Source organism: Pseudomonas resinovorans NBRC 106553, from assembly GCF_000412695.1.
GTDB lineage: Bacteria > Pseudomonadota > Gammaproteobacteria > Pseudomonadales > Pseudomonadaceae > Metapseudomonas > Metapseudomonas resinovorans_A.
In genome coordinates, this window is sequence record NC_021499.1 from 2,896,062 (window position 1) to 2,918,232 (window position 22,171).

Here is a 22,171-nt window from a genome sequence, read left to right on the forward strand (position 1 = left end):
GCGGGGCTCATTCGGCGGTGGTCGGGTCGATGATGGTGCTGATGCGGGAGATGCGGTTTGCGGGGAAACCGCCCCGTTCTGCGTGCTCCCTCACCAACTCTTCGCTGGTGGCGAGGTAGACGCAGTACAGCTTGTCATCGGTGACGTAGCTCTGGACCCATTGCACCTGCGGGCCGAGCTCCTTCAGCACCCGGCAGGACTTCTGCGATATGGCTTTGAGGTCTCGATCCGTGAGTTTTCCAGCGTCCGGTATCTCTCTTTCAATGAGGAACTTGGGCATGGTGACCTCTTTCTTGTTGGCTTGCGGGCTCGCCCCGGATGAAGCGGGCAGCGAGGGCGAGCAGGCGAACTATCCGCCTCCCCGGCGGTGGCGTCCTGCCCGAACGTCGGCAAGGCCTGCCCGATCGTCCGCCAATCGCGCCATTTATCCGGGCGGGCTCCCTGGCGGCGGCCGGGCGCCCAGAATTGCAGGAATGCGCCGGAGGTGAGGGCTGATGGACGCACTCTCGGAAACCCTGCGCGTCGTCCGCCTGGTCGGCGCCATATTCATCAATGCGCGATTCAGCGCGCCCTGGTGCTACCAGTCGCCCCGTGCGGATTCGGTGGTGTCCCTGCTGGAGCCCGGCGCCGAACGGGTGGTGATCTTCCACCTGATCATCGAGGGCGAGTGCTTCGTCGAGATGGGACACGAGCGGCCGGTGAAGCTGCAAGCCGGCGACGTGGTGATCTTTCCCCAGGGCGACGCCCACCGCATGACCTCCCAGCCCGGCGTACCTCCGGCCACCGGCGCGCGCCTGGACGCGGTGCTGGCGCGACGGCCCCGGCAACTGGCCTATGGCGGCGGCGGCGCGATCACCCGCCTGGTGTGCGGCTACCTGGCCTGCGACGCACGACTGGCGGACATGTTGCTGGCCGGGTTGCCCGCCCTGGTGCGGGTGAATGTGCGCGGCTCCAATGCCGGCGCCTGGCTGGAAGCCTCGGTGCGCTACGCCCTGGCCGAGGCCAAGTCGCCCCGTCCGGGCGGCGAGGGGGTGCTGGCCAAGCTGGCCGAGGTGCTGTTCGTCGAGGTGCTGCGCCTGTACATGAACGAGCAGGCCGAGGGGCACACCGGCTGGCTGGCGGGTGTGGGCGATCGGGTGGTGGGCAGTGCGCTCAACGCGTTGCACAAGTGCCCGGCCCAGGCCTGGACCCTGGAGGAGCTGGCGCGCACCGCCGGTACCTCGCGCTCGGTGCTGGCCGAGCGTTTCCAGCAGATAGTGGGGAGTTCGCCCATGCAGTACCTGACCCAGTGGCGCATGCTGCTGGCGGCCAATCTGCTGTGCCGCAGCAATGCGCCGCTGGCGCGCATCGCCGAAGACGTCGGCTACCAGACCGATACCGCCTTCAGCCGGGCCTTTCGCCGGGAATACGGCGCGCCGCCGGCAGCCTGGCGGCGCAACCAGTTGCGTCGTCAGTCGATGGGCTAGTCCATCACCGCATGGGGCTCCATCGCGGCAGCGCCTTTGGGCGGTTTGCGCAGGAGCAGCAGCAGGGGCAGGGAGGCGAGGGTGACGAACATCATCAGGCGGAAGTCCTGCAGGTAAGCCAGCACGGTGGCCTGGCGGGTGACCTCGGCGTTCAGCGCCACCAGGCCGGCCGGGCTGCTGATGTTCAGGGCGCCACTTTCGGTGGCCTGGGTCAGCGCCTGGTTGAATGGCGTCATCAGGTCGCTGAACACCGCGTGGTTGATCTGGGTGCGCTGGGCCAGGTAGCTGATCACCAGGGAAATGCCGATACCACTGCCGACGTTGCGCATCAGGCTGAATAGCGCGGCGCCTTCGTTGCGGTAGCGCGGCGCCAGTGTGGAGAAGGTCAGGGTCGACAGCGGCACGAATATCAGCCCCAGGCCGAAGCCCTGGACCAGGCCGCTGCGGACGATGGCGGCACTGCCGATCTCGGCGGTGAAACCGGTCATCTCCCAGAGCGACAGGGCGGTGAGCAACAGGCCCAGGCCGATCATGGCCCGTGGGTCGAAACGGTTGATCAGGCGCCCCACCAGCAGCATCGCGGCCATGGTGCCAAGGCCCCGTGGCGCGATCAGGTTGCCGACGTCGATCACCGGGTAACCCATCAGGTTCTGCATGAAGGGCGGCAGCAGGGTCATGGTGGCGAACAGCATGATGCCCAGCATGAAGATGAAGATCAGCCCGACGCTGAGGTTGCGGTCGCGGAACATCGCCGGGTCGATGAAGGGATGGCGGTGGGTCAGCACATGCACCACGAACAGGTAGAGGCCGAGGGCGGCCAGGGCTCCCTCGATGAGGATCTCGCCACTCTGGAACCAGTCCTGGGATTCGCCACGGTCGAGCATCAGCTGGAAGGCGCCGATGGCCAGGGCGAGCAGGGCGAAGCCCGCCAGGTCGAAACGCCGTTCGTGCTCGATCGGGGTTTCCTTGAGGAAGCTGGCCAGGCCGAACCAGGCCAACAGGCCGAAGGGCAGGTTGATGTAGAACACCCAGCGCCAGTTGTAGTACTCGGTGAGCCAGCCGCCGAGGCTCGGGCCGAGGATGGGGCCGACCATCACCCCGACGCCCCAGATGGCCATGGCCGAACCGTGTTGCTCCTTGGGGTAGGTATCCAGCAGCACCGCCTGGGACAGCGGCACCAGGCTGGCGCCGAACACGCCCTGGAGCAGGCGGAACAGCACGATCTGCTCCAGGCTCTGGGCCGCGCCGCAGAGCATGGAGGCGATGGTGAAGCCGACGATGGACCACATGAACAGCCGCTTGCGGCCGAAGCGCGCGGCGATGAAGCCGGTCAGCGGCATGCAGATGGCGGCGGCCACGATATAGGAGGTCAGCACCCAGCTGATCTGGTCCTGGGTGGTGCCCATGCTGCCCTGCATGTGCGGCAGGGCGACGTTGGCGATGGTGGTGTCCAGCGCCTGCATGATGGTCGCGAGCATCACCGAGACGGTGATCAGCCAGCGCTTCGACGCGCCATCCTGGACGGCAGTGGTGTCCATGGGATCAGAGCACCAGGCTGGCGAGGCTGCGCTTGTGGCCGGTGTCGATCTCGACCACGGCGCTGAGGCCGGCGCGCAGGGGCGGCAGCGCGGCGTCGGGTTTCAGGTGGATGCGCACGGGCACCCGCTGGGCCACCTTCACCCAGTTGCCGGTGGCGTTCTGCGCCGGCAGTACCGAGAACTCCGCGCCCGTGCCCGGGCTCAGGCTTTCCACCTCGCCGTGCCAGGTGCTGTCGGGGTAGATGTCGAAGGTCACGTCGACCGCCTGGCCGGGGCGTACATGGGTGAGGTCCTTCTCCGGGAAGTTGGCTTCCACCCAGAGGTTGCTGTCCACCACCAGGGTCATGGCGGTGTTGCCGGCGCTGATGTACTGGCCGGGCTGGGGCACCTTGCTGATGGTGCCCGGCAGCGAGGCATGCACCTCGGAACGCTGGAGGTCGAGCCGCGCCTGGTCCAGTTCGGCCTGGGCGGTGAGGTAGCTGGGGTGCTGCTCGATGGGCAGGTCGAGGCTGCCGCCGAGGTTCTCGGCGATGCGCTTGAGGTCGTGCTCGCGGGCGTTGATTTCCTGGGCGGCCACCTGGGCCGCCTGGCGCGATTCGTCCAGGCGGGCCGGGGACAGGTAGCCGCGCTGCGCCAGGTTGGCCTGGCGTTGCAGGTCCTTCTCGGCGAAGCCGTGGCGGGTGCGCGCCAGTTCCAGCTCGGCGGATTTCTCCTGGTAGCTGGCCTTCAACGCGGCCAGGTCGCTGCGCACCTGGGCCAGGCGCGCTTCGGCCCTGGCGACGGCGATGCGGAAGCTCGCCGGGTCGATGCGGAACAACAGCTGGCCGGCGCTGACCTGGTCGTTCTCATGGGCCAGCACTTCGGTGATGGTGCCGGAGACATCGGCGCTCACCGGCACCTTGTCGGCCTTGGCGTAGGCGTTGTCGGTCTCGACATAGCGGCCGCCGTGGAGGTAGGCGCCCAGGCCCGCCGCCAGGGCCAGCAGGGGTGCGATGCCCATCAGCAGCAGGCGGGTGCGGCGGGGATTGGTTGCGGCCGGCACTTCCTGTTCCGGAACTATGACCGTGTGGGTGTTCATGACGTTGCGGTTCCTCGGGGGGAATCAACGGGAGGAGAGATTCACGCGCATCTTGCGCAGCGCGCTGGCCAGGGCTGCGGCTTCGGTTTCGTCGATGCCCTGCATGGCCTGGGACAGCAGCGCGGTGCCGGCCGTACGGATATCGCCGAGGGCCTGCTCGGCCTCATGGCGCAGGTACAGGCGGTAGGCGCGGCGGTCGTCCGGATCGGCGCGACGCTCCACCAGTCCGGCCTGTTCCAGCTGGTCCAGCAGGCGGGCGAGGGTGATCGGCTTGACCTCCAGTTGTTCGGCCAGCTCGACCTGGCGGCAGCCTTCGTTGCGCGCCACATGGGCCAGGGCGCGGGCCTGGCCGAGGGTCAGGGTGCTGCCCGAGATGTTCTGCTCGAAGCCACGGCGCATCAGGCGCGAGACATCGGCAAGGAGGAACCCCAGGCTTTCTTCATGGGTAGGCATTGTGTGTTCGCCTCATAATAAGCGGTGCTTACTATATATTCGTGAAGAGAACACCGTCAACGCGCCCGCCGGGCGCGCCGACCTCAGCCGTGGCGCGCGCGGCTGGCCTGTACCACTCGCTGTGCCGGCACCCGCAATTGCGCCAGCAGGTACTCGGCGAACTCGGGCGTGAAGGGCTGCAGGGCGATGGCGCGGGCCATGCACAGCAGCCAGGCATCGGCCCGGGCCTGGTCGATGGGCCATTGGGCGTGGAAGGAGGGAATGGCGATGGAGCCGTACTTCTCGCTGAACAGCTTCGGCCCGCCGAGCCAGCCGCTGAGGAAACAGGCCAGCTTGTCGCGGGACTGCTCCAGGCTTTCCGGGTGCAGGCGGCGCAGGTCGGCGGCCTCGGGCAGTTCGTCCATCAGCCGGTAGAAGTCGTCCACCAGGCGGCGCAGGCCGTCGATGCCGCCCGCCGCCAGGTAGGAAGCATCGCCGGTGCCGAAGGAAGGGGTCGTGCTCATGGAGGGGGCCATCAGGAAATCGGGGCCTGCATCATACGCGCCGCGCCTGAGTCTGTTCAGCCGGTTGGTCGTCGCGGTCCTCGAGGAACTCGGTGGGCTCGGCGCCATTGGCGTTCAGCTGGAAGATGCGCGACGGCCGGCCCTCCTGGTCGAAGAACACCCGCCCTAGACCGGCGGAATTCCACAGCCGCTCGCCGGCCTTGCTGTGGGCCGGGGTGCGCGGCACCACTTTCATCGGGCGGCGCTTGGTGAACCAGTTGAGCGGCGAACGCGGCGCATAGAGCCAGCGGTTGAGCCGGTCGAACACATCCAGCAGGGCCCTGGGGAATTCGTTCTTGATGCCGCTGCTGGTGATCTGCCAGATCTTCGGGCCGCCCTGGCGATGACGAATCAGGATCTGGTAGACGAAGGAGTAGTGCACGTCGCCGGAGAGGATCACGTAGCTGCCCGGCGTACGCGAGTGGCGGAAGATATTGAGGATCACCTGGGCGGCGCCGCGATGGGCCATCCAGTTCTCCGCGTCCACCAGCAGCGGGTAGCCGAAGGCGCTGATGATCCGTTGCACCGTCTCGATCAACTTGACCCCGAAGATCGGCGCCGGCGAGACGATGATCGCCGAGGGATGGTCCAGCAGCTCCTGCTGCAATTCGCTGAGGGCCTCCCAGTCCAGGAGGCCGGAGGGCCGGGCGAGGCTGATCTCGCTGCGCCAGCGACGGGTGCGGGTGTCCAGCACCACCAGGGCGGGCTCGGTGGGCAGCACGTACTGCCAGCGGTTGAAGGCGATCAGCCGGTCGATCAGGGCATCCAGGCCGCCGCTGTCCAGGTGGTGATCGGTGCGGGCGGTGGCGGCCAGGGCTTGCAGGTCGTCCAGCGGCTCGCCGAAGGCGTCCGGGTCGTTGCCCCAGCCCTGGCAGAGCAGGTAGGCCACCAGGGCGTTGCCGATGATGCGCTTGGAGAACGGATGGCCGTAGGCGGTCTCTTCCCATTGGGCGGAGAGGTTCCAGTCGTCGGTGATGTCGTGGTCGTCGAAGATCATCAGCGTCGGCAGGTGGGCGAAGACCCGCGCCGCACGCGGCAGGCTGGCGCGGAAGCCTTGCAGTCGTCCTTCCTCCAGGCGGTAGCGCTCGGCTTCCCGGGGGCCGAGTTCCGGCATTCGCGGCTCGATCAGGGTCCAGGGCACGGGCGACCAGCTCAGCAGGTACATGGCCATGACCTCGGCCAGGGTCACCAGGTGGTTCTCCGCGTTGCTGCTGGTGAAGATGGGTTTGCGCTTGCCGCCGAAGAAGCGTTCGCGCAGGGTTTCATTGCTCTTCAGCGCGGGCAGCAGGTCGGCGCGGTGGTAGTAGCTGGCCGGGTGTTGGTAGAGCGACGCGCTGTCGCTGACCACGGCGCCCTCCAGGTGCTCGTCGAACAGCCCGAGCCGCTCGATCAACTGGTGAATGGCCCGCAGCATCGGGCCCGCCACGTCGTCGGTGTAGATCTGGTCGCCGCTCAGCATCAGCAGGGCGGGGCGCTGCTCGGGCGCCGGCCCGGCGGCCATCAGGTCGTCGGCGCAGAGCAGGCCGTCGTTGCAGGGGAAGTGGGGCTTGCGGCAGGAGCCGTGGAGCAACTGGTCGATGCGCTTGCGCAGCACGAAGCTCGGCCGCGGCGCCTGGGCGTGGAGCAGATGCGGCGCCCAGCAGGCGATGCCCTCGCCGTCGAGCAGCAGGTCGTAGTCGATCTGCCGGTCCTGGGGCAGGGGCTGCTCCAGCCGCAGGTCGATCAGGTGCACGAAGGCATGACGGCCGAAGGGCAGCACCCAGCAGGCTTCGCCTTGCAGGGGGTAGTCGCGGCTCTCGCCGTCCACCCACAGCCGCAGCACCGGCGCCAGCTGCCGCGTGCCCACCAGCCAGAGCACCAGGCGCCCGGGTTCGAGGCGGCGCAGCATGGGGCCGGCGAGGACGGGTGGCAGGGCTTGCTGGGGGACGGGAGCGGACATCGGGACAACGGGCCTGTGGCAATCGGACGCAACAGGATAACGCGATGGGCTGCGCAGGTTGAGGGCCTGGGGGGCGAATTTAAGCTTGGCTTAAGCGGGCTGCACAGGACATGGTTTGAAAAAAACTCAGCCCAGTAGTGCGTTTAAATCAATTGGCAGTTTCCCCAGGCGCTTCTAGCCTTTTTGGGGTCACCCGCACCGGCGACCTGACGCCGCCGGCCGTTCCATCCAGAAGGAACGCCCTGCCCGTGGAGGCAAGCATGTTCCGGGAAGCGCTTGATCGCCGCTCAAGCCCTGTTCCCGAACTGCATTCAGGCGCTCCCTGATTCTTTCGCTACTGCCTATCCACCAGGGCCATCGCCGTGCCCTGGGCAACCGTGGAATGCCCGCCGAGACGGGCTCCGTCCTGATGAGAAGCAACGGGAGGCGATATGGCCCTCACCTTGAAAATCAATGGCGTCGAGCACAGCGTCGACGTCGATCCCGACACGCCGCTGCTCTGGGTATTGCGTGACGTGCTGGGCATGACCGGTACCAAGTTCGGCTGCGGCATGTCCCTGTGCGGGGCCTGCACCGTGCACATGAATGGCAACGCCGTGCGCTCCTGCGTGATGCCGGTGAGCGCCATGGTGGGGGCCGAGGTCACCACCATCGAAGGCATAGGCGCCACCGATGTGGGCAAGCGCGTGCAGGAGGCCTGGCTGTCGCAGCAGGTGGTGCAGTGCGGCTACTGCCAGTCGGGGCAGATCATGTCGGCCAGCGCGTTGCTGGCGAGCAACCCCAACCCCGGCGATGCGGAAATCGAAGGCGCCATGTCCGGCAACATCTGCCGCTGCGGCACCTACCTGCGTATCCGCGAGGCCATCAAGGTGGCGGCCAAGGCGCAACCGGGCAAAGCGGAGGACGCAGCATGAACGGCATGACCGCCCCCGTCGGTTTCAGCCGCCGGGGTTTCCTCAAGGTATCGGCCGCAGTCGGTGGCGGCCTGCTGGTGGGCTTCGCACTGCCGGGCCTGATGACCGACGCCGAGGCCGCCGAGGGCGAGTTCACCCCCAACGCCTATATCCGCATCGACCGCAGCGGCCAGGTGTTCTTCATCATCCAGCCGGTGGAGATGGGCCAGGCCACCTATACCTCCATGCCGGCGCTGATCGCCGAGGAACTGGAGGTCCCCCTCGACCAGGTGCTGATCGAACACGCCCCGGCCGATGACAAACGCTACGCCAACCCCATGCTCGGCTTCCAGGTCACCGGCGGCTCCACCTCGGTGCCGGCCAACTGGTTGCCCCTGCGTCAGGCCGGTGCCGCCACGCGGACCTTGCTGGTGACGGCGGCGGCGCAACAGTGGGGCGTGCCGATGGAAAGCTGCAAGGCCGAGAACGGCGCGGTACTCCACCCGGAAAGCGGCCGCAAGCTGGGCTACGGCGAGCTGGTGGACGCCGCCGCCAAGCTGCCGGCACCGGGCGAGGTGGCGCTAAAGGACCCGGCCCGGTTCAAGCTGATCGGCACGCCGGCCCAGCGCACCGACGGTCCGGCCAAGGTCACCGGCAAGGCCATGTTCGGCATCGACGCCCGCCCCGAAGGGGTGAAGGTGGCGGCACTGACCATCTGTCCCATCATCGGCGGCACCTTCGAGTCGGTGGACGCGGCGCCGGCCATGGCGGTCAACGGCGTGCGCAAGGTGGTGCACACGAAGAACGCCGTGGCGGTCATCGCCGACCACACCGGTGCCGCGCGCAAGGGCCTGGCCGCGCTGCAGATCAAGTGGAACGAGGGCGCCAACGGCAAGGTCTCCAGCGCCAGCCTGCTGGAGAACATCAAGCAGGCGTCCATGGCCGATGGCGTCCAGGCCCGCGCCGAGGGCGACGTGCAGGGCGCCATGGCCAAGGCGGCGAAGAAGGTGGAGGTGGTCTACCAGGTGCCGTTCCTTGCCCACGCCTGCATGGAACCGGTGAACTGCACCGCCCATGTGCGCAAGGACGGTTGCGACCTCTGGCTAGGCGTCCAGGTGCCGACTCGGGCCAAGGCCCTGGCGGCCCAGCTCACCGGCCTGCCGGAGGAGTCGGTGGTGGTGCACAACCAGTTGCTGGGTGGCGGCTTCGGCCGGCGCCTGGAGGTGGATTTCGTGCAGCACGCGGTGGAGGTGGCCAAGCAGGTGGACTACCCGGTGAAGGTCGTCTACTCCCGCGAGGAGGACACCCGCCACAGCACCCTGCGGCCGTTCCACTACAACCACCTGGCCGCCGGCCTGGACGACGAGGGCCGGCCGGTGGTCTGGACCCACAAGGTGACCGGCGGCTCGATCATCGCGCGCTGGGCGCCGGATCGCTTCAAGGATGGCATCGACGGCGACGCCGTGCGCGACGCCGCCGGGCCCTACGCCTTCCCCAACCTGGCGGTGCACTATGTGCGGCACGAACCGCCGGAGGGCATAGTCCCGGCGTTCTGGCGCGGCGTGGGCCATACCCAGAACGCCTTCATGGTGGAGGGCTTCATGGACGAGCTGGCGGCCATGAACCAGGTGGACCCCTTCAGCTACCGCACGCCGTTGCTGCAGAAGCACCCCCGCGCCATCAAGGTGCTGGAAACGGCCCGAGAAAAGTCCGCCTGGGATTCGCCGCTGCCGGCCGGCCACGGTCGCGGCCTGGCGCTGACCTACTGCTTCGGCACCTACGCCGCCCAAGTGGCGGAGGTGAGCGTGGACGCCAGCGGCACGGTGAAGGTGCACAAGATCACCGGTGTGGTGGACTGCGGCATCCCCATCAACCCCGACTCGGTGGTGGCGCAGATGCAGAGTGGCACCGTCTTCGGGCTGACGGCGGCGCTGTTCGGCAACATCACCTTCAAGGACGGCCGGGTGGAGCAGGGCAACTTCGACAGCTACCGGCTGCTGCGGATGAACGAGGTGCCGCCCATCGAAACCCACATCATCAACAGCGGCGAATCCCCCGGCGGCCTGGGCGAGGTTTCCACCGTGGTCATCGCCCCGGCGGTGGTCAACGCCATCTTCGCCGCCACCGGCAAGCGCCTGCGCAGTCTGCCCATCGATCCGGCGGAGTTGAAGCAAGCCTGATCGCCATCATCCCCACCGGCACGAAACCGTGCCGGTGAGGTAAGGTGCGCCCCCTCCCGTAGGTTGGGCTGAGCTACGCGAAGCCCAACGATTACGGGCCACCATCCCGCTGTTGGGCTTCGCTTCGCTCTGCGCCAACCTACAGAGCCGTACGCCTGATGGCTTGAGAAAAACTCAACTGGCAGCGGTCTTTATATCGTTTGTCGCGCCCAGTCCCGATGTCGACCATGACCCCAGTCCGGAGCCGCCCGTGCGGCTTACAACAACAGGAGGTCGACATGAACCCGCTGCCATCCCTCTGGGGGGCCGATAGCCCCTCGCGCCTGCTTGGCTCCCGCCATATCGCCACCGGCGAGCTGGTCTTCCCAGCGCTGCCCGGCCACTCGCCGCTGGCCGACCAGTACCAGGTCGAATCCTTGGCCGGCGAGGGCGAGCTGTACAGCTTCACCATCATCCACCCGAGCGCCAAGAGTGGCATCAATCCCTTCGCCCTGGGCTACCTGGACCTCGAAGGCCCGGTGCGCCTGTTCGGCCGCCTGACTGGCGGCGAGCGCCCGCTGATCGGTGGCCGCTACCGCATCGTTGCCGACGCCGACTACGGCTATGTGTTCGAAGCCCTGGAGGTGCGCCCATGAGCCAGATGCATGTGATGGGCGGGGCCATGACCCGCTTCGGCCGCCACCAGGGCGTCATGGCGCCGGAACTGGCCCAGCAGGCGATCCTCGCCGCCGTGGCCGATGCCGGCGTCGAGCTCAAGGACATCCAGGCCATCTACTGCGCCAACGTGCTGGGCGGCATGATCCTCGGCCAGGTGATCCTGCGCGACCTGAACCTGGCCGGCATCCCGGTCTACAACGTCGAGAACGCCTGCGCCAGCGGCGCCACCGCCGTGCATCTGGCGCGCCACGCGTTGCTCGCGGGGCAGTACCAGCGGGTGCTGGTGTTCGGCATCGAACAGCTCACCCAGCTGGGCGGCGGCACCATCCCGCTGCAGCGCAACGACGAGAAGACCGACCTCTATGCCCGCGCCGGCATGGTCCTGCCGGCGGTGTACGCCATGCGTGCCACACGCTTCATCCACGAGCGCGGCGCAAGCCCGGCGGACCTCGCCGCCATCGCGGTGAAGAACCGCTACCACGGCTCCCTCAACGAGTACGCCCAGCAGCGTACGGAGGTGACCCTGGAGGAGGTGCTCGGTTCGCGGATGATCGCCGACCCCCTGACCCTGCTGCAGTGCTGCCCCTCCCAGGTGGACGGGGCCGCCGCCCTGGTGCTGGGCGACAAGCCCGGCCCCCATGCCAGGGACGTGCGCGTGCTGGCTTCCAGCGTGGTGTCCGGCCTGCGCGAAGGCGCCCGCGACGACATCCTCGACGCCGAGATCACCGCCCGTGCCGCGCGCCAGGCTTACGAGCAGTCCGGCGTGGACCCGCGCGACGTCGCCGTGGTGGAACTGCACGACGCCTTCACCATCGCCGAGCTGATCTATTACGAGGCCCTGGGCCTGGCGCCCCACGGCGACGCGGTGTCCCTGCTGCACTCCGGCGCCACCCGACTCGGTGGCCGGGTGCCAGTGAACCCCAGTGGCGGCCTGCTGGCCAAGGGGCACCCGCTGGGCGCCACCGGCGTGGCGCAGATGGTGGAGCTGATGTGGCAGCTGCAAGGCCGTGCCGGCACCCGCCAGGCCAACAACCAGCCGCGCATCGGCGTTGCCCAGTGCACCGGCGGCGGCATCGCCGGCGTCGACCACGCCGCGTCTTCCGTGCATGTGCTGGGGGTGTGAGATGAGCGCACGACGTTTCCACAAGGGCCAGGTCGCCGCCATCACCGGCGCGGCCCGTGGCATTGGCCTGGGCATCGCAAGTCGCCTGGCGGCCCAAGGGGTCACCACCTATCTGCTGGATCGCGATGCAGCCGCTCTCGATGAGGAGGTGGCACACCTGCGTGGCGAAGGCCTGGACGTCCACGGCATCGCCCTGGACCTCACCGACGGCGCCGCCGTGGAGCGCGCCTTCGCCCGCATCGCCGAAGCCGGCGCGGGCCTCGACTTCCTGGTGAACAACGCCGGGGTGGTGCGCGACAAGCGCTTCCTGAAGATGACCGAGGAGGACTGGGACCTGGTGGTCAACACCAACCTGCGGGCGCAGTTCCTCTGCTGCCGCGAAGCGCTGCCGCTGATGCTGGAGCGCGGCTTCGGGCGCATCGTCAACCTCTCGTCCCGCGCCTGGCTGGGTGGCTTCGGCCAGGCCAACTACTCGGCCGCCAAGGGCGGGGTGGTGAGCCTGACCCGCAGCCTGGCCATCGAGTTCGCGGCCAAGGGCATCACGGTCAACACCATAGCCCCCGGCATCGTCGACACGCCGCTGTTCCAGGCCTTCGAGCCCGAGGTGCAGGCACGCCTGAAGGACACGGTGCCGGTCAAGCGAATCGGCACCCCGGACGATATCGCCAACGCGGTGGAGTTTTTCCTCGACCCGGCCAGTTCCTATGTGACCGGCCAGACCCTCTACGTCTGCGGCGGGCGCAGCCTGTCGTCGGCCAGCGTCTGAGGAGGCCCGCCATGTCCGTGCATTTCGAGATCCAGGGCAGCGTCGCGCTGATCCGCCTGGATCGCCCCGAGGCCCTCAACGCCCTGGATGTCGACGCCCTGCGTGAGCTGCGCGCCCACCTCGCGGAGGTCCGTGACCGCCGCGAGGTGCGGGCCGCGGTGCTCACCGGCGCCGGCGAAAAGGCTTTCTGCGTCGGCGCCGATCTCAAGAGCACCCGGGCCTCCGGGGCGTCCTACGCCGAGGCGCTGTTCCTCGACAAGGAGCCGGCGGCCGACGCCGGCCTCTACATCCGCCTGATGGACCTGGCCGACCTGGAGCTGCGCAAGCCCCTGGTGGCCGCCGTCAACGGCCACTGCCTGGGCGGCGGCCTGGAACTGGCCCTGCAGTGCGACCTGCGCCTGGCCTCGGCCAACGCCAGCTTCGGCCTGCCCGAAGCCGTGGTGGGCTCGATCCCGGCGGTGTCCGGGCTGCACCGCCTGCTCAAGGCGGTGCCCCAGGCCCACGCCATGCAGATGGCCCTGACCGGCCAGCGGGTCGATGCCGCCAGCGCCCAGGGCATGGGCCTGGTGTCCGAGGTGCTGGAGTGCCCCGAGGCGCTGGTGGAGCGGGCCTTCGAACTGGCCAGCCGGATCGCCGCCCAGGCGCCCCTGGCGATCCAGGCGCTACAGGCCCTGGCGCGGCAGACCGCGCACCTCTCCGACGCCGACGCCCAGCGCCTCACCGAGCTCTACTGGGGCGTGCTGCGCGACACCGAGGACCGCCTGGAAGGCCGCGCCGCCTTCGCCGAGAAGCGCCCGCCCCAGTACAAGGGGCGCTAGGCGCCGGGAGAACCCTATGCAACTGCACAATCCCTTCCTCCAGGGGCTGGGGGTCGAACTGGCTTGCTGGAGCACCGGCGAAGCCGAGTTCCGCCTGGCCCTGGAGCCGCGCCACCTGAACCGCCAGGGCATGCTCCACGGCGGCCTGATCGCCAGCCTGCTGGATGCCGCCTGCGGCTACGCCGGGCTGCACGCCGGCGAGGGCGAGGAGGAGGTCCATGGCGTCACCGTGATGCTCAACATCGCCTACCTCAAGCCCGCCCGCGCCGGCACCGTGATCGCCCGTGGCCGGGTGATCCGCAGCGGCCGCAGCCTGTACTTCGCCGAAGCCTCGCTGGCGACGGAGGAGGGCGAGCTGCTGGCCACCGCCCAGGGCACGTTCAAGCAGGGAGGTGGCCGCCATGCTGCGTGACGCACTCGCGGGCCTGACCGTGCTGGACTTCACCCAGATCGCCGCCGGTCCCACCTGCACCATGCTGCTGGCCGACATGGGCGCCCGGGTGATCAAGGTCGAGCCGCCGGAAGGCGACCTTGGCCGCACCCTGGGCCCGGCCTGGGTAGGCGATTCCAGCGCCCTCTACCACGGCTTCAACCGGGGCAAGCAGGGCCTTTGCCTGGACCTGAAGAACCCCGCCGCCCTGGACGTGGCGAGGCGCCTGGTGATCGAGGCCGACGTGCTGATCGAGAGCATGCGGCCCGGGGTCATGGCACGCCTGGGCCTGGGCTTCGAGGCGGTGGCGGCGCTGAACCCGGCGCTGGTCTACTGCTCGATCTCCGCCTACGGCCAGGAAGGCCCCTACGCCGACCGCGCCGGGGTGGACGGCATCCTCCAGGCCGACTCCGGGCTAATGAGCCTGATCGGCATCCCCGGCGCACCGCCTTGCAAGGTGCAGGCGCCGGTGGTGGACGTGGTGACCGGCTACATGGCCTGCATGGCGATCCTCGCCAAGCTGCAGGCGCGGCACCGCGACGGGGAGGGCGGGCACCTGGACGTGAGCCTGATGAACTCGGCCCTGGCCCTGCAGCAGTCGTCCATCAGCAGCTACCTGCACGACGGCGAGCTGCCCAGCCCGATCGGCAGCGCGGCGCCTTACTCGGCGCCCAACGAAGCCTTCCGCACCAATGACGGCTGGATCATGGTGGCGGCCTACAACGGCAACCGCTGGCCGCGCCTGTGCACCCTGCTGGGCCACCCGGAATGGGCCGACGACCCGCGCTTTGCCAGCTCCGCCCAGCGGGTGGCGCACCGCGCCGAGATGCAGGAAGCGCTCAACGCCGTGTTCGCCACCCAAGACACCGCCCATTGGCTGGAACGCCTGCGCGCGGCCGACATCCTCTGCGCCAAGGTGGCCGACTATTCGGACCTGCTGAAACACCCGCAACTGGCCAGCAACGGCATGCTCGCCCGCATCGAGCATCCCCGCCACGGCACCCTGCGGGTGCCCGGCTTCCCGGTGAACAGCCAGGAGGCTGCGCGCCAGCCGTACAAGCCCGCGCCGGACAAGGGCGAGCATTCCCGCGAGGTGCTGGCGGAGCTGGGGTATGGCGAGGGGGATGTGGCGGCGTTGCTGGAAAGCGGGGCGGTGCAAGGCCAATCCCTGTAGGAGCGATTTCAATCGCGAAGGGCAGCTCCGCTGCCCGTTCTCCCAGCCGCGCTATGCGGTCCTTCGGACCGTTTCGCGAATGAATTCGCTCCTACGGAACAAGCCGCGAACCGTAGGTTGTGGCTGAGCGACGCGAAGCCCAACATCCGCGTCGCGCCAACCCAAGTTGGGCCGCGCTGCGCTTGGCCTAACCTACGGGACTCTCCCTACTGGATTCGCACCCCCGCCAAGCCTTCCAGCACCTGCACCACATGGGTCATGTCGCGGGTGGGCTCGCCGCTGTTCACGGCCTGGTCGAACATCTGCTTCACCACCGCGCAGGCCAGCGCCGGCACGCCGGTGGTTTCGGCTTCGGCGAGGAAGAGGCGCAGGTCCTTGCGCATCAGGTCGAGGCGGAAGCCGAAGTCGAATTCGCGTCTCAGCACGGTGCCGGCGAGCATCTGCTCGCTGGTGTAACTGCGGGCGGTGCCGGCGTTGAGGATGTCGAGCATCTGCGCAGGGTCGAGTCCCGCCTTGATGCCGAACAGCAGCGCCTCGCTGGTGGTCACCAGGGTGGCCCCGACGATCATGTTGTTCACCAGCTTGAGGGTCTGGCCCAGGCCGGCGGCGTCCCCCAGGTGCACCACCTTGCGGCCGAAGGCGGCGAACACCGGTTCGCAGCGGGCATAGGCGTCGGCCGGGCCACCCACCATCACCGACAGGGTGCCGGCCTCGGCGCCCGCCACACCACCGGCCAGCGGCGCGTCCAGGGTGGCGATGCCCTGTGCCGCCAAAGCCTGGTCAAGGCGCCGGGCGACGCTGGGGCCGGTGGTGGAGTGGTCCACCAGTACGCGCACGGCCTGTCCGTGGATTACCCCTGAATCGCCCAGCACCACTTGCTCGACGATCTCCGGAGTGGGCACGCAGACCAGTACGATCGCAGTGGCGTCGGCCACCGCCTTCGGTGAAGCGTGGCTGCGCGCGCCCCGTGCCAGCAGGGGCGCCAGGGCGCGGGGATCGGGATCGTGGAGTTCCAGGCCGAAGCCGTGATCCAGCAGGTGGCGGGCCATTCTCTGGCCCATGGCGCCGAGGCCGATGAAGCCGATGCTTTCGCTCATTCTTGTTCTCCAGTGCAACGGATGGACGTGGCCCGGCCGGTGGCCGAGCCGATCCATCCTAGGGAGCCGCGAATGACGCGGACAAAGCACTTTTAGGCCATGGGGCCTTGAGGAAAACTCAAGCGGCGTGGCGAGTCTGGCGCGCCTGTTCCAGCAGCCACTGGCGGAAGGTGGCCATGTCTTCGCTTTCGGCGCGGTGGCGGGGCGTCAGCAGGTAGTAGGTGTAGGCGCCCATGTCCACGGTCTGGGTGAAGGGTCGCACCAGGGTGCCTTCGCGCAGTTCCTTCTCCACCAGGAACAGCTGGGCGATGGCGATGCCCTGGCCGCCGGCCGCCGCCGCGTAGGCCATGGACGAGCTCTGGTAGGTCATGCCGGCGCGGGCGTCCACGGCGTTGGCCACGCCCGCCGCCTGCAGCCAATGGGCCCAGTCGTCCGGCCGGGCGATGGAGTGCAGCATGGTGTACTCGGCCAGGTCCGCCGGCTCCTGCAGGCCGGGGCCGGCATCCAGCAGCAGAGGGCTGCACACCGGGGCCAGGACATTGTCGCTGAGCACGTAGCAGTTGCAGTTGGGCCAGTCGCCGGCCCCCAGGCGGATGGCGGCGTCAAGGTCCTCCTTGTGGAAGTCCACCGGGTCCAGGGAGGCTGTGAGCAGCACCTCTATCTTGGGGTTCTCCTGGTGGAAGCTGGCCAGCCGCGGGATCAGCCACTGCATCGCGAAGGTGGTGTAGGCGCGCACCTTGATCTGCCGCCGCTTGGCCGGGCGCTTGAGCTTGCGGGTGGCGCCGCGCAGGTCTTCGATGATGCGCGCCACCGCCTTGAAGTACTGCTCGCCGGCCGGGGTCAGGGTGATCTGCCGGTGACCACGGACGAACAGCGGCTGCTCCATGTACTCCTCGAGGGTGCGGATCTGCCGCGAGACGGCGCCGGGCGTGACATTCAACTCGTCGGCGGCGAGGGTGATGCTGAGGTGGCGGGCGACGGCTTCGAAGGCCCGTACGGCGTTGAGCGGCGGCAGTCTGTCCATGGGGGGATTCTTCTTGGCAGGGGCTCTGTGGGCGCGGAATCTTACTCTAGTTCTGCGTGAGTAAATCTCAAGCGAACACCCCTATTTAGTCGTTTGTCACCGCCTCCGGCGGCTTTCTAGGATCGGTCCCGGACCTATCACAACAACAACAGAGAGCCGCTCCATGACCACTCCCGATCGGGCCCGCCACCTCGGCCCGCAGACCCTTCTTGCGCTCTGCGGCCTGGGCCTCGCCGGCACCGCCAGTGCCGACTTCCTTGCGGATTCCAAGGCCAGCCTCGAGCTGCGCAACTTCTACTTCAATCGCGATTTCCGCCAGGACGGCGCCACCCAGAGCAAGGCCGAGGAGTGGGCCCAGGGTTTCCTCCTGCGCTTCGATTCGGGGTTTACCGAAGGCCCCGTGGGCATGGGTATCGACGCCTTGGGCCTGCTCGGGGTAAAGCTCGACTCCAGCCCCTCGCGCAGCGGCACCGGTCTGCTTGCGGCCGACCGGGAAAAGCCCAACCGTGCCCAGGACGAGTTCAGCGAACTGGGGCTCACCGCCAAGCTGCGGGCCTCCAACAGCCTGCTCAAGGTCGGCACCCTGCAGCCCAAGTTGCCCATCGCCCTGGCCAATGACAGTCGCCTGCTGCCACAGACCTTTCGCGGTGTCTGGCTGAGCAGTGCAGAGCTGCGTGACCTGAGCCTGGACCTCGGTCGCTTCGACCGCATCAACCTGCGCAACTCCACCGATAACGAGGAGATGCAGGTGTTCAACGGCGGCGCGCGGAACATCTTGCTCGGTCGCAGCAAGACCAGCAATGCGCTGGACTTCGCCGGGGCCAGTTACCGCTGGACGCCGGCGCTGAGCACCGCCTACCACTACGCTGCGCTGGACGGCATCTACCGCCAGCATTACTTCACCCTGGGCCACTTGCAGGAGCTGGGCGAGGCCGGCTCCATCAAGTCCGACCTGCGCTGGGCAAGCAGCCGGGGCGACGGCGGCAGCAACGTGGACAACCGCGCCCTGGGAGCGATGTTCACCTACAAGCGCGGCCCCCATGCCCTGGGCCTGGGTTACCAGCGCATGGCTGGCGATACCGGCTTCGCCTACGTCAGCGGCGCCGATGGCTACCTGGTGAACCTGGTGCAGGTCAACGACTTCGGCAACGCCGAAGAACGGTCCTGGCAGGCGCGCTACGACTTCGACTTCGCCAGCCTGGGCGTTCCCGGCCTGACCTTCATGACCCGCTATCTGTCGGGGGACAACGTGGACGTGGTCGGCCGGACGGAGGAGGGCAAGGAGTGGGAGCGCGATACCGACATCGCCTATGTGGTGCAGGGCGGGCCCTTGAAAAACCTCGGCGTCAAATGGCGCAACGCGAGTGTGCGCAGCAGCTTCGGCCCGGATATCGACGAGAACCGGCTGATCCTCAGCTACAGCCTGCCGCTTTGGTAGCTTCGGAGAAGGGCGGGCCTGCGGCCCGCTTGGCGAATGAAGGGCAGTCGTAGGATGGGTTGAGGTACGAAACCCATCGTTCAGGCTTGATGGGTTTCGCTCCGCTCGCGGAACGCCGCCCGACCCATCCTACGAGTGGTGATGTGCTTGGCATGAACGAGCCGGCCCGGATGGCCGGCTTTTTCGTGGGCGGAGATGATGGGGGGGCCTGGCCGGCCGACAAAAAAGCAAGGTGGCGGAAGCATTCCCGGATTTCGCCCAGGCAAGAAAAACCCCGCGCGAGGCGGGGTTTGCCTTGCGGCGAGTCGGTGTCAGAGACGGATGATCACCGATTTAAGCTGGGTGTAGTGGGAGAGGGCGTCGATGCCCTGCTCGCGACCATAGCCGCTCTGCTTGAAGCCGCCGCAAGGTGTCTGCACGAAGCCGCCGCTGTACTCGTTGACCACGATGCGCCCGGCCTCCAGGCCCGCCGCCATGCGATGCACACGGCCGATGTCGCGGCTCCAGATACCGGCGCCCAGGCCGAACTCGCTGTCGTTGGCCAGGTGCAGGGCCTCGGCCTCGTCCTTGAACGGGATGACCACCAGTATCGGGCCGAAGATTTCCTCCTTGGCCAGGGTCATGTCGTTGCGCACCCCGGTATAGACCGTGGGCTCGATGTACCAGCCGTTGCCCAGGTGCTCCCCGCTGGCCACCTTGCCGCCGATGGCCGGCTCCAGGCCTTCGCGCTTGGCGATCTCGAAATAGCTCTGGATCTTCTCGAATTGCGCGTGGGTGGTGATGGGGCCGGAGGTGGCGTCGAACTGCGGGCCCACCCTGAGGGCGGCCACTTCGGCCACCAGCTTCTCGACGAAGCGTTCATGGACGCTCTCCTGCACCAGCAGACGGGTGCCGGCGCAGCACCATTGGCCGCTGTTCCAGGTGAAGGCGCGGGTGGCGCCCTTGGCGGCGGCGTCGAGGTCGGCGTCGTCGAAGACGATGTTGGCCGACTTGCCGCCAAGTTCCAGGGTCAGCGGCAGGATGCGCTCGGCGGCGATGCGGCCCAGTTCCTGGCCCGCGGTGATGCCGCCGGTGAAGGAGATCTTGCGCATCAGCGGATGGCGCGCCATGGCCGGGCCGATGACGCTGCCCTTGCCGACGATCACGTTGAACACGCCGGCAGGCAGGCCGGCCTCTTCCACGGCGATGCGCGCCAGTTCCACCAGGGACGCCGAAGTGTGCTCCGAGGGTTTGGCCACCACCGTGTTGCCGGTGGCCAGGGCCGGGGCGATGGCGCGGGCTGCCTGATGCAGCGGGGCGTTCCAGGGCAGGATGGCGCCGATCACGCCGAAGGGGTCGCGGCGGGTGTAGACGTGGTAGCCGGGGCCCTGGTTGATGACTTCGCCGTCCATGACATTGACCAGGCCGGCGTAGAACTCGAAGTACTGGGCGGTAAGGTCCATCAGCGCGGCCATCTCGTGGCCGGGCTTGCCGGTCTCGGCGCTTTCCAGGGCGCCCAGGCGGTCTTCGCTGTGGCGCACGATGCGCGCCAGTTCGAGGAGGATGCGGCCGCGCTCGGAGGGCCGCATGTCGCGCCAGGCGGGCAGGGCGTCCTGGGCGGACTGGATGGCCAACTCCACTTCGGCCGGGCCGCTGTTGGCGACTTCGCCCAGCTTCTGGCCGGTGCGCGGGTCGAGCTTGTCGACGTAACGGCCTTCGGCCGGCGGCAGGAAGCGCCCGCCGACATAGCTCTCAACTTTCAGGAACATCTTCGAGTCTCCTCAGTTCGTGGCCCGGGCCATGGGGTGCCATTCTTGTTCGTCGACCCGGGCATCGGGGGCAGGTTCGGCCTTCGACGCCCCGCCTTCAAAGGATATTTCGGCCCATCAGGCTTGAGAAAATATCAACCAGCCGTTGAGTCGTAACGCTTGTCACGCCAGGTTTGTGGCTTGATTAAAGCTCAATCGAAAGCGGCAGAAATCTCGCTTCACCGCATCACGCCGGCGCTGCATCTTGCTCCCCAACCAGAAGAGGGCGCCCACGGGCGTTCGACAACAAGAAGAGTGCTCATGGGAGCTACGTAATGAACAACGACAATAGTGCCATCGGTGGTCTCATGCCTGACGCCATCGCCCCCGCCAGCCCGGTCGCCGACGGCCGCAAGCTGACACCGACCGAGAAGAAGGCCATCGTGGCCGCCACCCTGGGCACCATAGTCGAGTACACCGACTGGGTGATCTACGCCACCTTCTCTTCCATCCTTGCCAAGCAGTTCTTCCCCGCCGGAAACAGCCTCACCGCGCTGCTCTCGGTGCTGGCGGTGTTCGCCGTGGGCTTTCTGATGCGCCCCATCGGTGGCGCGGTGCTCGGTGCGTTCGCCGACCGCTACGGGCGCAAGAAGGGCCTGACCCTGTCGATCCTGCTGATGTCGGTGGCCTCCCTCGTGATCGGCATCTGCCCCAACTACGAGAGCATCGGCATCGCCGCGCCCATCATCCTGGTGCTGGCGCGTCTGACCCAGGGCTTTTCCGCCGGCGGCGAGTTCGGCTCCGCCTCGGCCTTCCTGATCGAGTCGGCGCCGTCCAACCGTCGCGCCTTCGCCGGTTCCTGGCAGTGGTTCGCGATCAACGCGGGGACCCTGGTGTCCTTCCTCCTCGGCTTCGTCCTTGCCTCGGTGGGCAGCGACACGGCGCTGGAGGATTGGGGCTGGCGCGTGGCCTTCGTCATCGCTGCCTTCATGGGGGTGCTGACCCTGTGGATCCGCCTGTCGGTACGCGAGACCGAGGTGTTCAAGTCGCGGGTGGCGAAGAAGGCCGTGGAGAAGCGTCCGGTCCGCGACATCTTCACCAAGCATCGCAAGGACGTGGCGCGGGTCATCGGCGTCGCCATGGCCGGCAACCTGCTGAACTACGTGTGGATGGTCAGCTACCCGTCCCAGGTGCACCTGGTGACCGGCATGTCGATCCGCGAGACGCTACTGGCCGGCGTGATCGCCGTGGGCGTGTCGCTGGTGCTGATGCCCTTCGCCGGCATGCTGGCCGACCGCATCGGCCGTCGTCCGGTGCTGATCGCCTTCGCGGTGGCTTCCATCCTCTGGGCCTGGCCGAGCTTCGGCCTGCTCTACCAGGGCATCAGCCTGGCCGAAGTGGCGCTGTTGCAGACGATCTCCATGGTGATCATGACCGGCTTCGGTGCGGCGTCGGCGGTGACCATGGCCGAGCAGTTCCCGGCCGAGGTGCGGGTCACCGGCATCGCCTTGCCCTACGCGTTGTCGGTCACCCTGTTCGGCGGCACTTCGCCCTACATCATGACCGCCATTTCCGGCGCCGGTTACGGGCACCTGTTCTGGATCTACCCGGTGGCGGTGTGCCTGGTGAGCCTGGTGGTGTACATCCGCATGCCGGAGATGAAAGGGCAGCCGCTGCGCTGAGTAGCCGCTCCTACAGCTTGAAGCCCGGATGCAATCCGGGGAAACCCGACCACCGTTCCCGGATTGCATCCGGGCTACGAACTACCTCGTAGGATGGGTAGAGCCTGCGAAACCCATCGTTCGGGGCTGATGGGTTTCGCTCCGCT

At 68.0% G+C, this 22,171-nt stretch carries 20 protein-coding genes; 11 read left to right on the top strand and 9 right to left on the bottom strand.

Annotation, left to right across the window (positions count from 1 at the left end; translation table 11 throughout):
• Positions 1–7: 7 nt before the first annotated feature.
• Complete coding sequence (locus PCA10_RS13065; protein WP_016492564.1) at positions 8–280, bottom strand: DUF4242 domain-containing protein; 273 nt, start codon at positions 278–280, stop codon at positions 8–10.
• Between the two features lie 214 nt (positions 281–494).
• Here PCA10_RS13065 and PCA10_RS13070 point away from each other — a divergent pair, with 214 nt between their 5' ends.
• Complete coding sequence (locus PCA10_RS13070; RefSeq protein WP_016492565.1) at positions 495–1,466, top strand: AraC family transcriptional regulator; 972 nt, start codon at positions 495–497, stop codon at positions 1,464–1,466.
• On the opposite strand, the gene PCA10_RS13075 is transcribed toward PCA10_RS13070, so the two are convergent.
• From PCA10_RS13075 to PCA10_RS13095, 5 genes are all read right to left on the bottom strand, one after another.
• Positions 1,463–3,004: a DHA2 family efflux MFS transporter permease subunit gene (locus tag PCA10_RS13075; RefSeq protein WP_016492566.1), complete on the bottom strand. Its 1,542-nt coding sequence runs from the start codon at positions 3,002–3,004 to the stop codon at positions 1,463–1,465. The two genes, PCA10_RS13070 and PCA10_RS13075, sit on opposite strands and share 4 nt — an antisense overlap.
• A 4-nt stretch (positions 3,005–3,008) precedes the next feature.
• On the bottom strand, positions 3,009–4,082 hold the full coding sequence (locus tag PCA10_RS13080) for an HlyD family secretion protein (protein ID WP_016492567.1): 1,074 nt from the start codon (positions 4,080–4,082) through the stop codon (positions 3,009–3,011).
• 24 nt (positions 4,083–4,106) lie between these two features.
• On the bottom strand, positions 4,107–4,535 hold the full coding sequence (locus tag PCA10_RS13085) for a MarR family winged helix-turn-helix transcriptional regulator (protein WP_016492568.1): 429 nt from the start codon (positions 4,533–4,535) through the stop codon (positions 4,107–4,109).
• 83 nt (positions 4,536–4,618) lie between these two features.
• Entirely contained in the window at positions 4,619–5,038 is a 420-nt protein-coding gene (locus PCA10_RS13090) for a group II truncated hemoglobin (protein WP_197539865.1), read from the bottom strand.
• Positions 5,039–5,069: 31 nt separating this feature from the next.
• The gene (locus PCA10_RS13095; RefSeq protein WP_016492570.1) at positions 5,070–7,016 is read right to left on the bottom strand and encodes an alkaline phosphatase D family protein; all 1,947 of its coding nucleotides are present in this window, start codon (positions 7,014–7,016) and stop codon (positions 5,070–5,072) included.
• Positions 7,017–7,447: 431 nt separating this feature from the next.
• Here PCA10_RS13095 and PCA10_RS13100 point away from each other — a divergent pair, with 431 nt between their 5' ends.
• The 8 genes from PCA10_RS13100 (at position 7,448) to PCA10_RS13135 (ending at position 15,057) form a co-directional block, all read left to right on the top strand.
• Positions 7,448–7,930: a (2Fe-2S)-binding protein gene (locus tag PCA10_RS13100; protein ID WP_016492571.1), complete on the top strand. Its 483-nt coding sequence runs from the start codon at positions 7,448–7,450 to the stop codon at positions 7,928–7,930.
• On the top strand, positions 7,927–10,089 hold the full coding sequence (locus PCA10_RS13105; protein ID WP_041770248.1) for a xanthine dehydrogenase family protein molybdopterin-binding subunit: 2,163 nt from the start codon (positions 7,927–7,929) through the stop codon (positions 10,087–10,089). The genes PCA10_RS13100 and PCA10_RS13105 overlap by 4 nt, the downstream gene beginning before the upstream one ends.
• Before the next feature lie 278 nt (positions 10,090–10,367).
• Positions 10,368–10,724, top strand: coding sequence for a Zn-ribbon domain-containing OB-fold protein (locus PCA10_RS13110; RefSeq protein ID WP_016492573.1), 357 nt, complete (start codon positions 10,368–10,370; stop codon positions 10,722–10,724).
• A complete protein-coding gene (locus PCA10_RS13115; RefSeq protein WP_016492574.1) occupies positions 10,721–11,869 on the top strand; it encodes a thiolase family protein in 1,149 nt (382 codons plus the stop codon). Before PCA10_RS13110 ends, PCA10_RS13115 begins: the two co-directional genes overlap by 4 nt.
• 1 nt (position 11,870) lies before the next feature.
• Positions 11,871–12,635: an SDR family NAD(P)-dependent oxidoreductase gene (locus PCA10_RS13120; RefSeq protein ID WP_016492575.1), complete on the top strand. Its 765-nt coding sequence runs from the start codon at positions 11,871–11,873 to the stop codon at positions 12,633–12,635.
• An 11-nt stretch (positions 12,636–12,646) separates the two neighbouring features.
• Complete coding sequence (locus PCA10_RS13125) at positions 12,647–13,453, top strand: enoyl-CoA hydratase/isomerase family protein (RefSeq protein WP_016492576.1); 807 nt, start codon at positions 12,647–12,649, stop codon at positions 13,451–13,453.
• A 16-nt stretch (positions 13,454–13,469) separates the two neighbouring features.
• The gene (locus PCA10_RS13130; RefSeq protein ID WP_016492577.1) at positions 13,470–13,865 is read left to right on the top strand and encodes a PaaI family thioesterase; all 396 of its coding nucleotides are present in this window, start codon (positions 13,470–13,472) and stop codon (positions 13,863–13,865) included.
• Positions 13,855–15,057 (top strand): CaiB/BaiF CoA transferase family protein, encoded by a 1,203-nt coding sequence (locus tag PCA10_RS13135; protein ID WP_016492578.1) that lies wholly within the window; start codon positions 13,855–13,857, stop codon positions 15,055–15,057. Before PCA10_RS13130 ends, PCA10_RS13135 begins: the two co-directional genes overlap by 11 nt.
• Before the next feature lie 206 nt (positions 15,058–15,263).
• On the opposite strand, the gene PCA10_RS13140 is transcribed toward PCA10_RS13135, so the two are convergent.
• Together PCA10_RS13140 and gcvA are read right to left on the bottom strand one after the other, a co-directional pair.
• Positions 15,264–16,154 (bottom strand): NAD(P)-dependent oxidoreductase, encoded by an 891-nt coding sequence (locus tag PCA10_RS13140; RefSeq protein ID WP_016492579.1) that lies wholly within the window; start codon positions 16,152–16,154, stop codon positions 15,264–15,266.
• A gap of 118 nt (positions 16,155–16,272) precedes the next feature.
• Positions 16,273–17,178: a transcriptional regulator GcvA gene (gene gcvA, locus PCA10_RS13145; RefSeq protein ID WP_016492580.1), complete on the bottom strand. Its 906-nt coding sequence runs from the start codon at positions 17,176–17,178 to the stop codon at positions 16,273–16,275.
• Positions 17,179–17,341: 163 nt separating this feature from the next.
• On the opposite strand from gcvA, the gene PCA10_RS13150 reads away from it, so the two are divergent.
• The gene (locus PCA10_RS13150; RefSeq protein ID WP_016492581.1) at positions 17,342–18,616 is read left to right on the top strand and encodes an OprD family porin; all 1,275 of its coding nucleotides are present in this window, start codon (positions 17,342–17,344) and stop codon (positions 18,614–18,616) included.
• Positions 18,617–18,927: 311 nt separating this feature from the next.
• Here PCA10_RS13150 and PCA10_RS13155 read toward each other — a convergent pair whose 3' ends face one another.
• Complete coding sequence (locus tag PCA10_RS13155; protein WP_016492582.1) at positions 18,928–20,364, bottom strand: aldehyde dehydrogenase family protein; 1,437 nt, start codon at positions 20,362–20,364, stop codon at positions 18,928–18,930.
• Between the two features lie 314 nt (positions 20,365–20,678).
• On the opposite strand from PCA10_RS13155, the gene PCA10_RS13160 reads away from it, so the two are divergent.
• Positions 20,679–22,025 carry an MFS transporter gene (locus PCA10_RS13160; protein ID WP_016492583.1) on the top strand — a complete coding sequence of 449 codons (1,347 nt, stop codon included), beginning with the start codon at positions 20,679–20,681 and terminating at the stop codon, positions 22,023–22,025.
• Positions 22,026–22,171 lie beyond the last annotated feature (146 nt).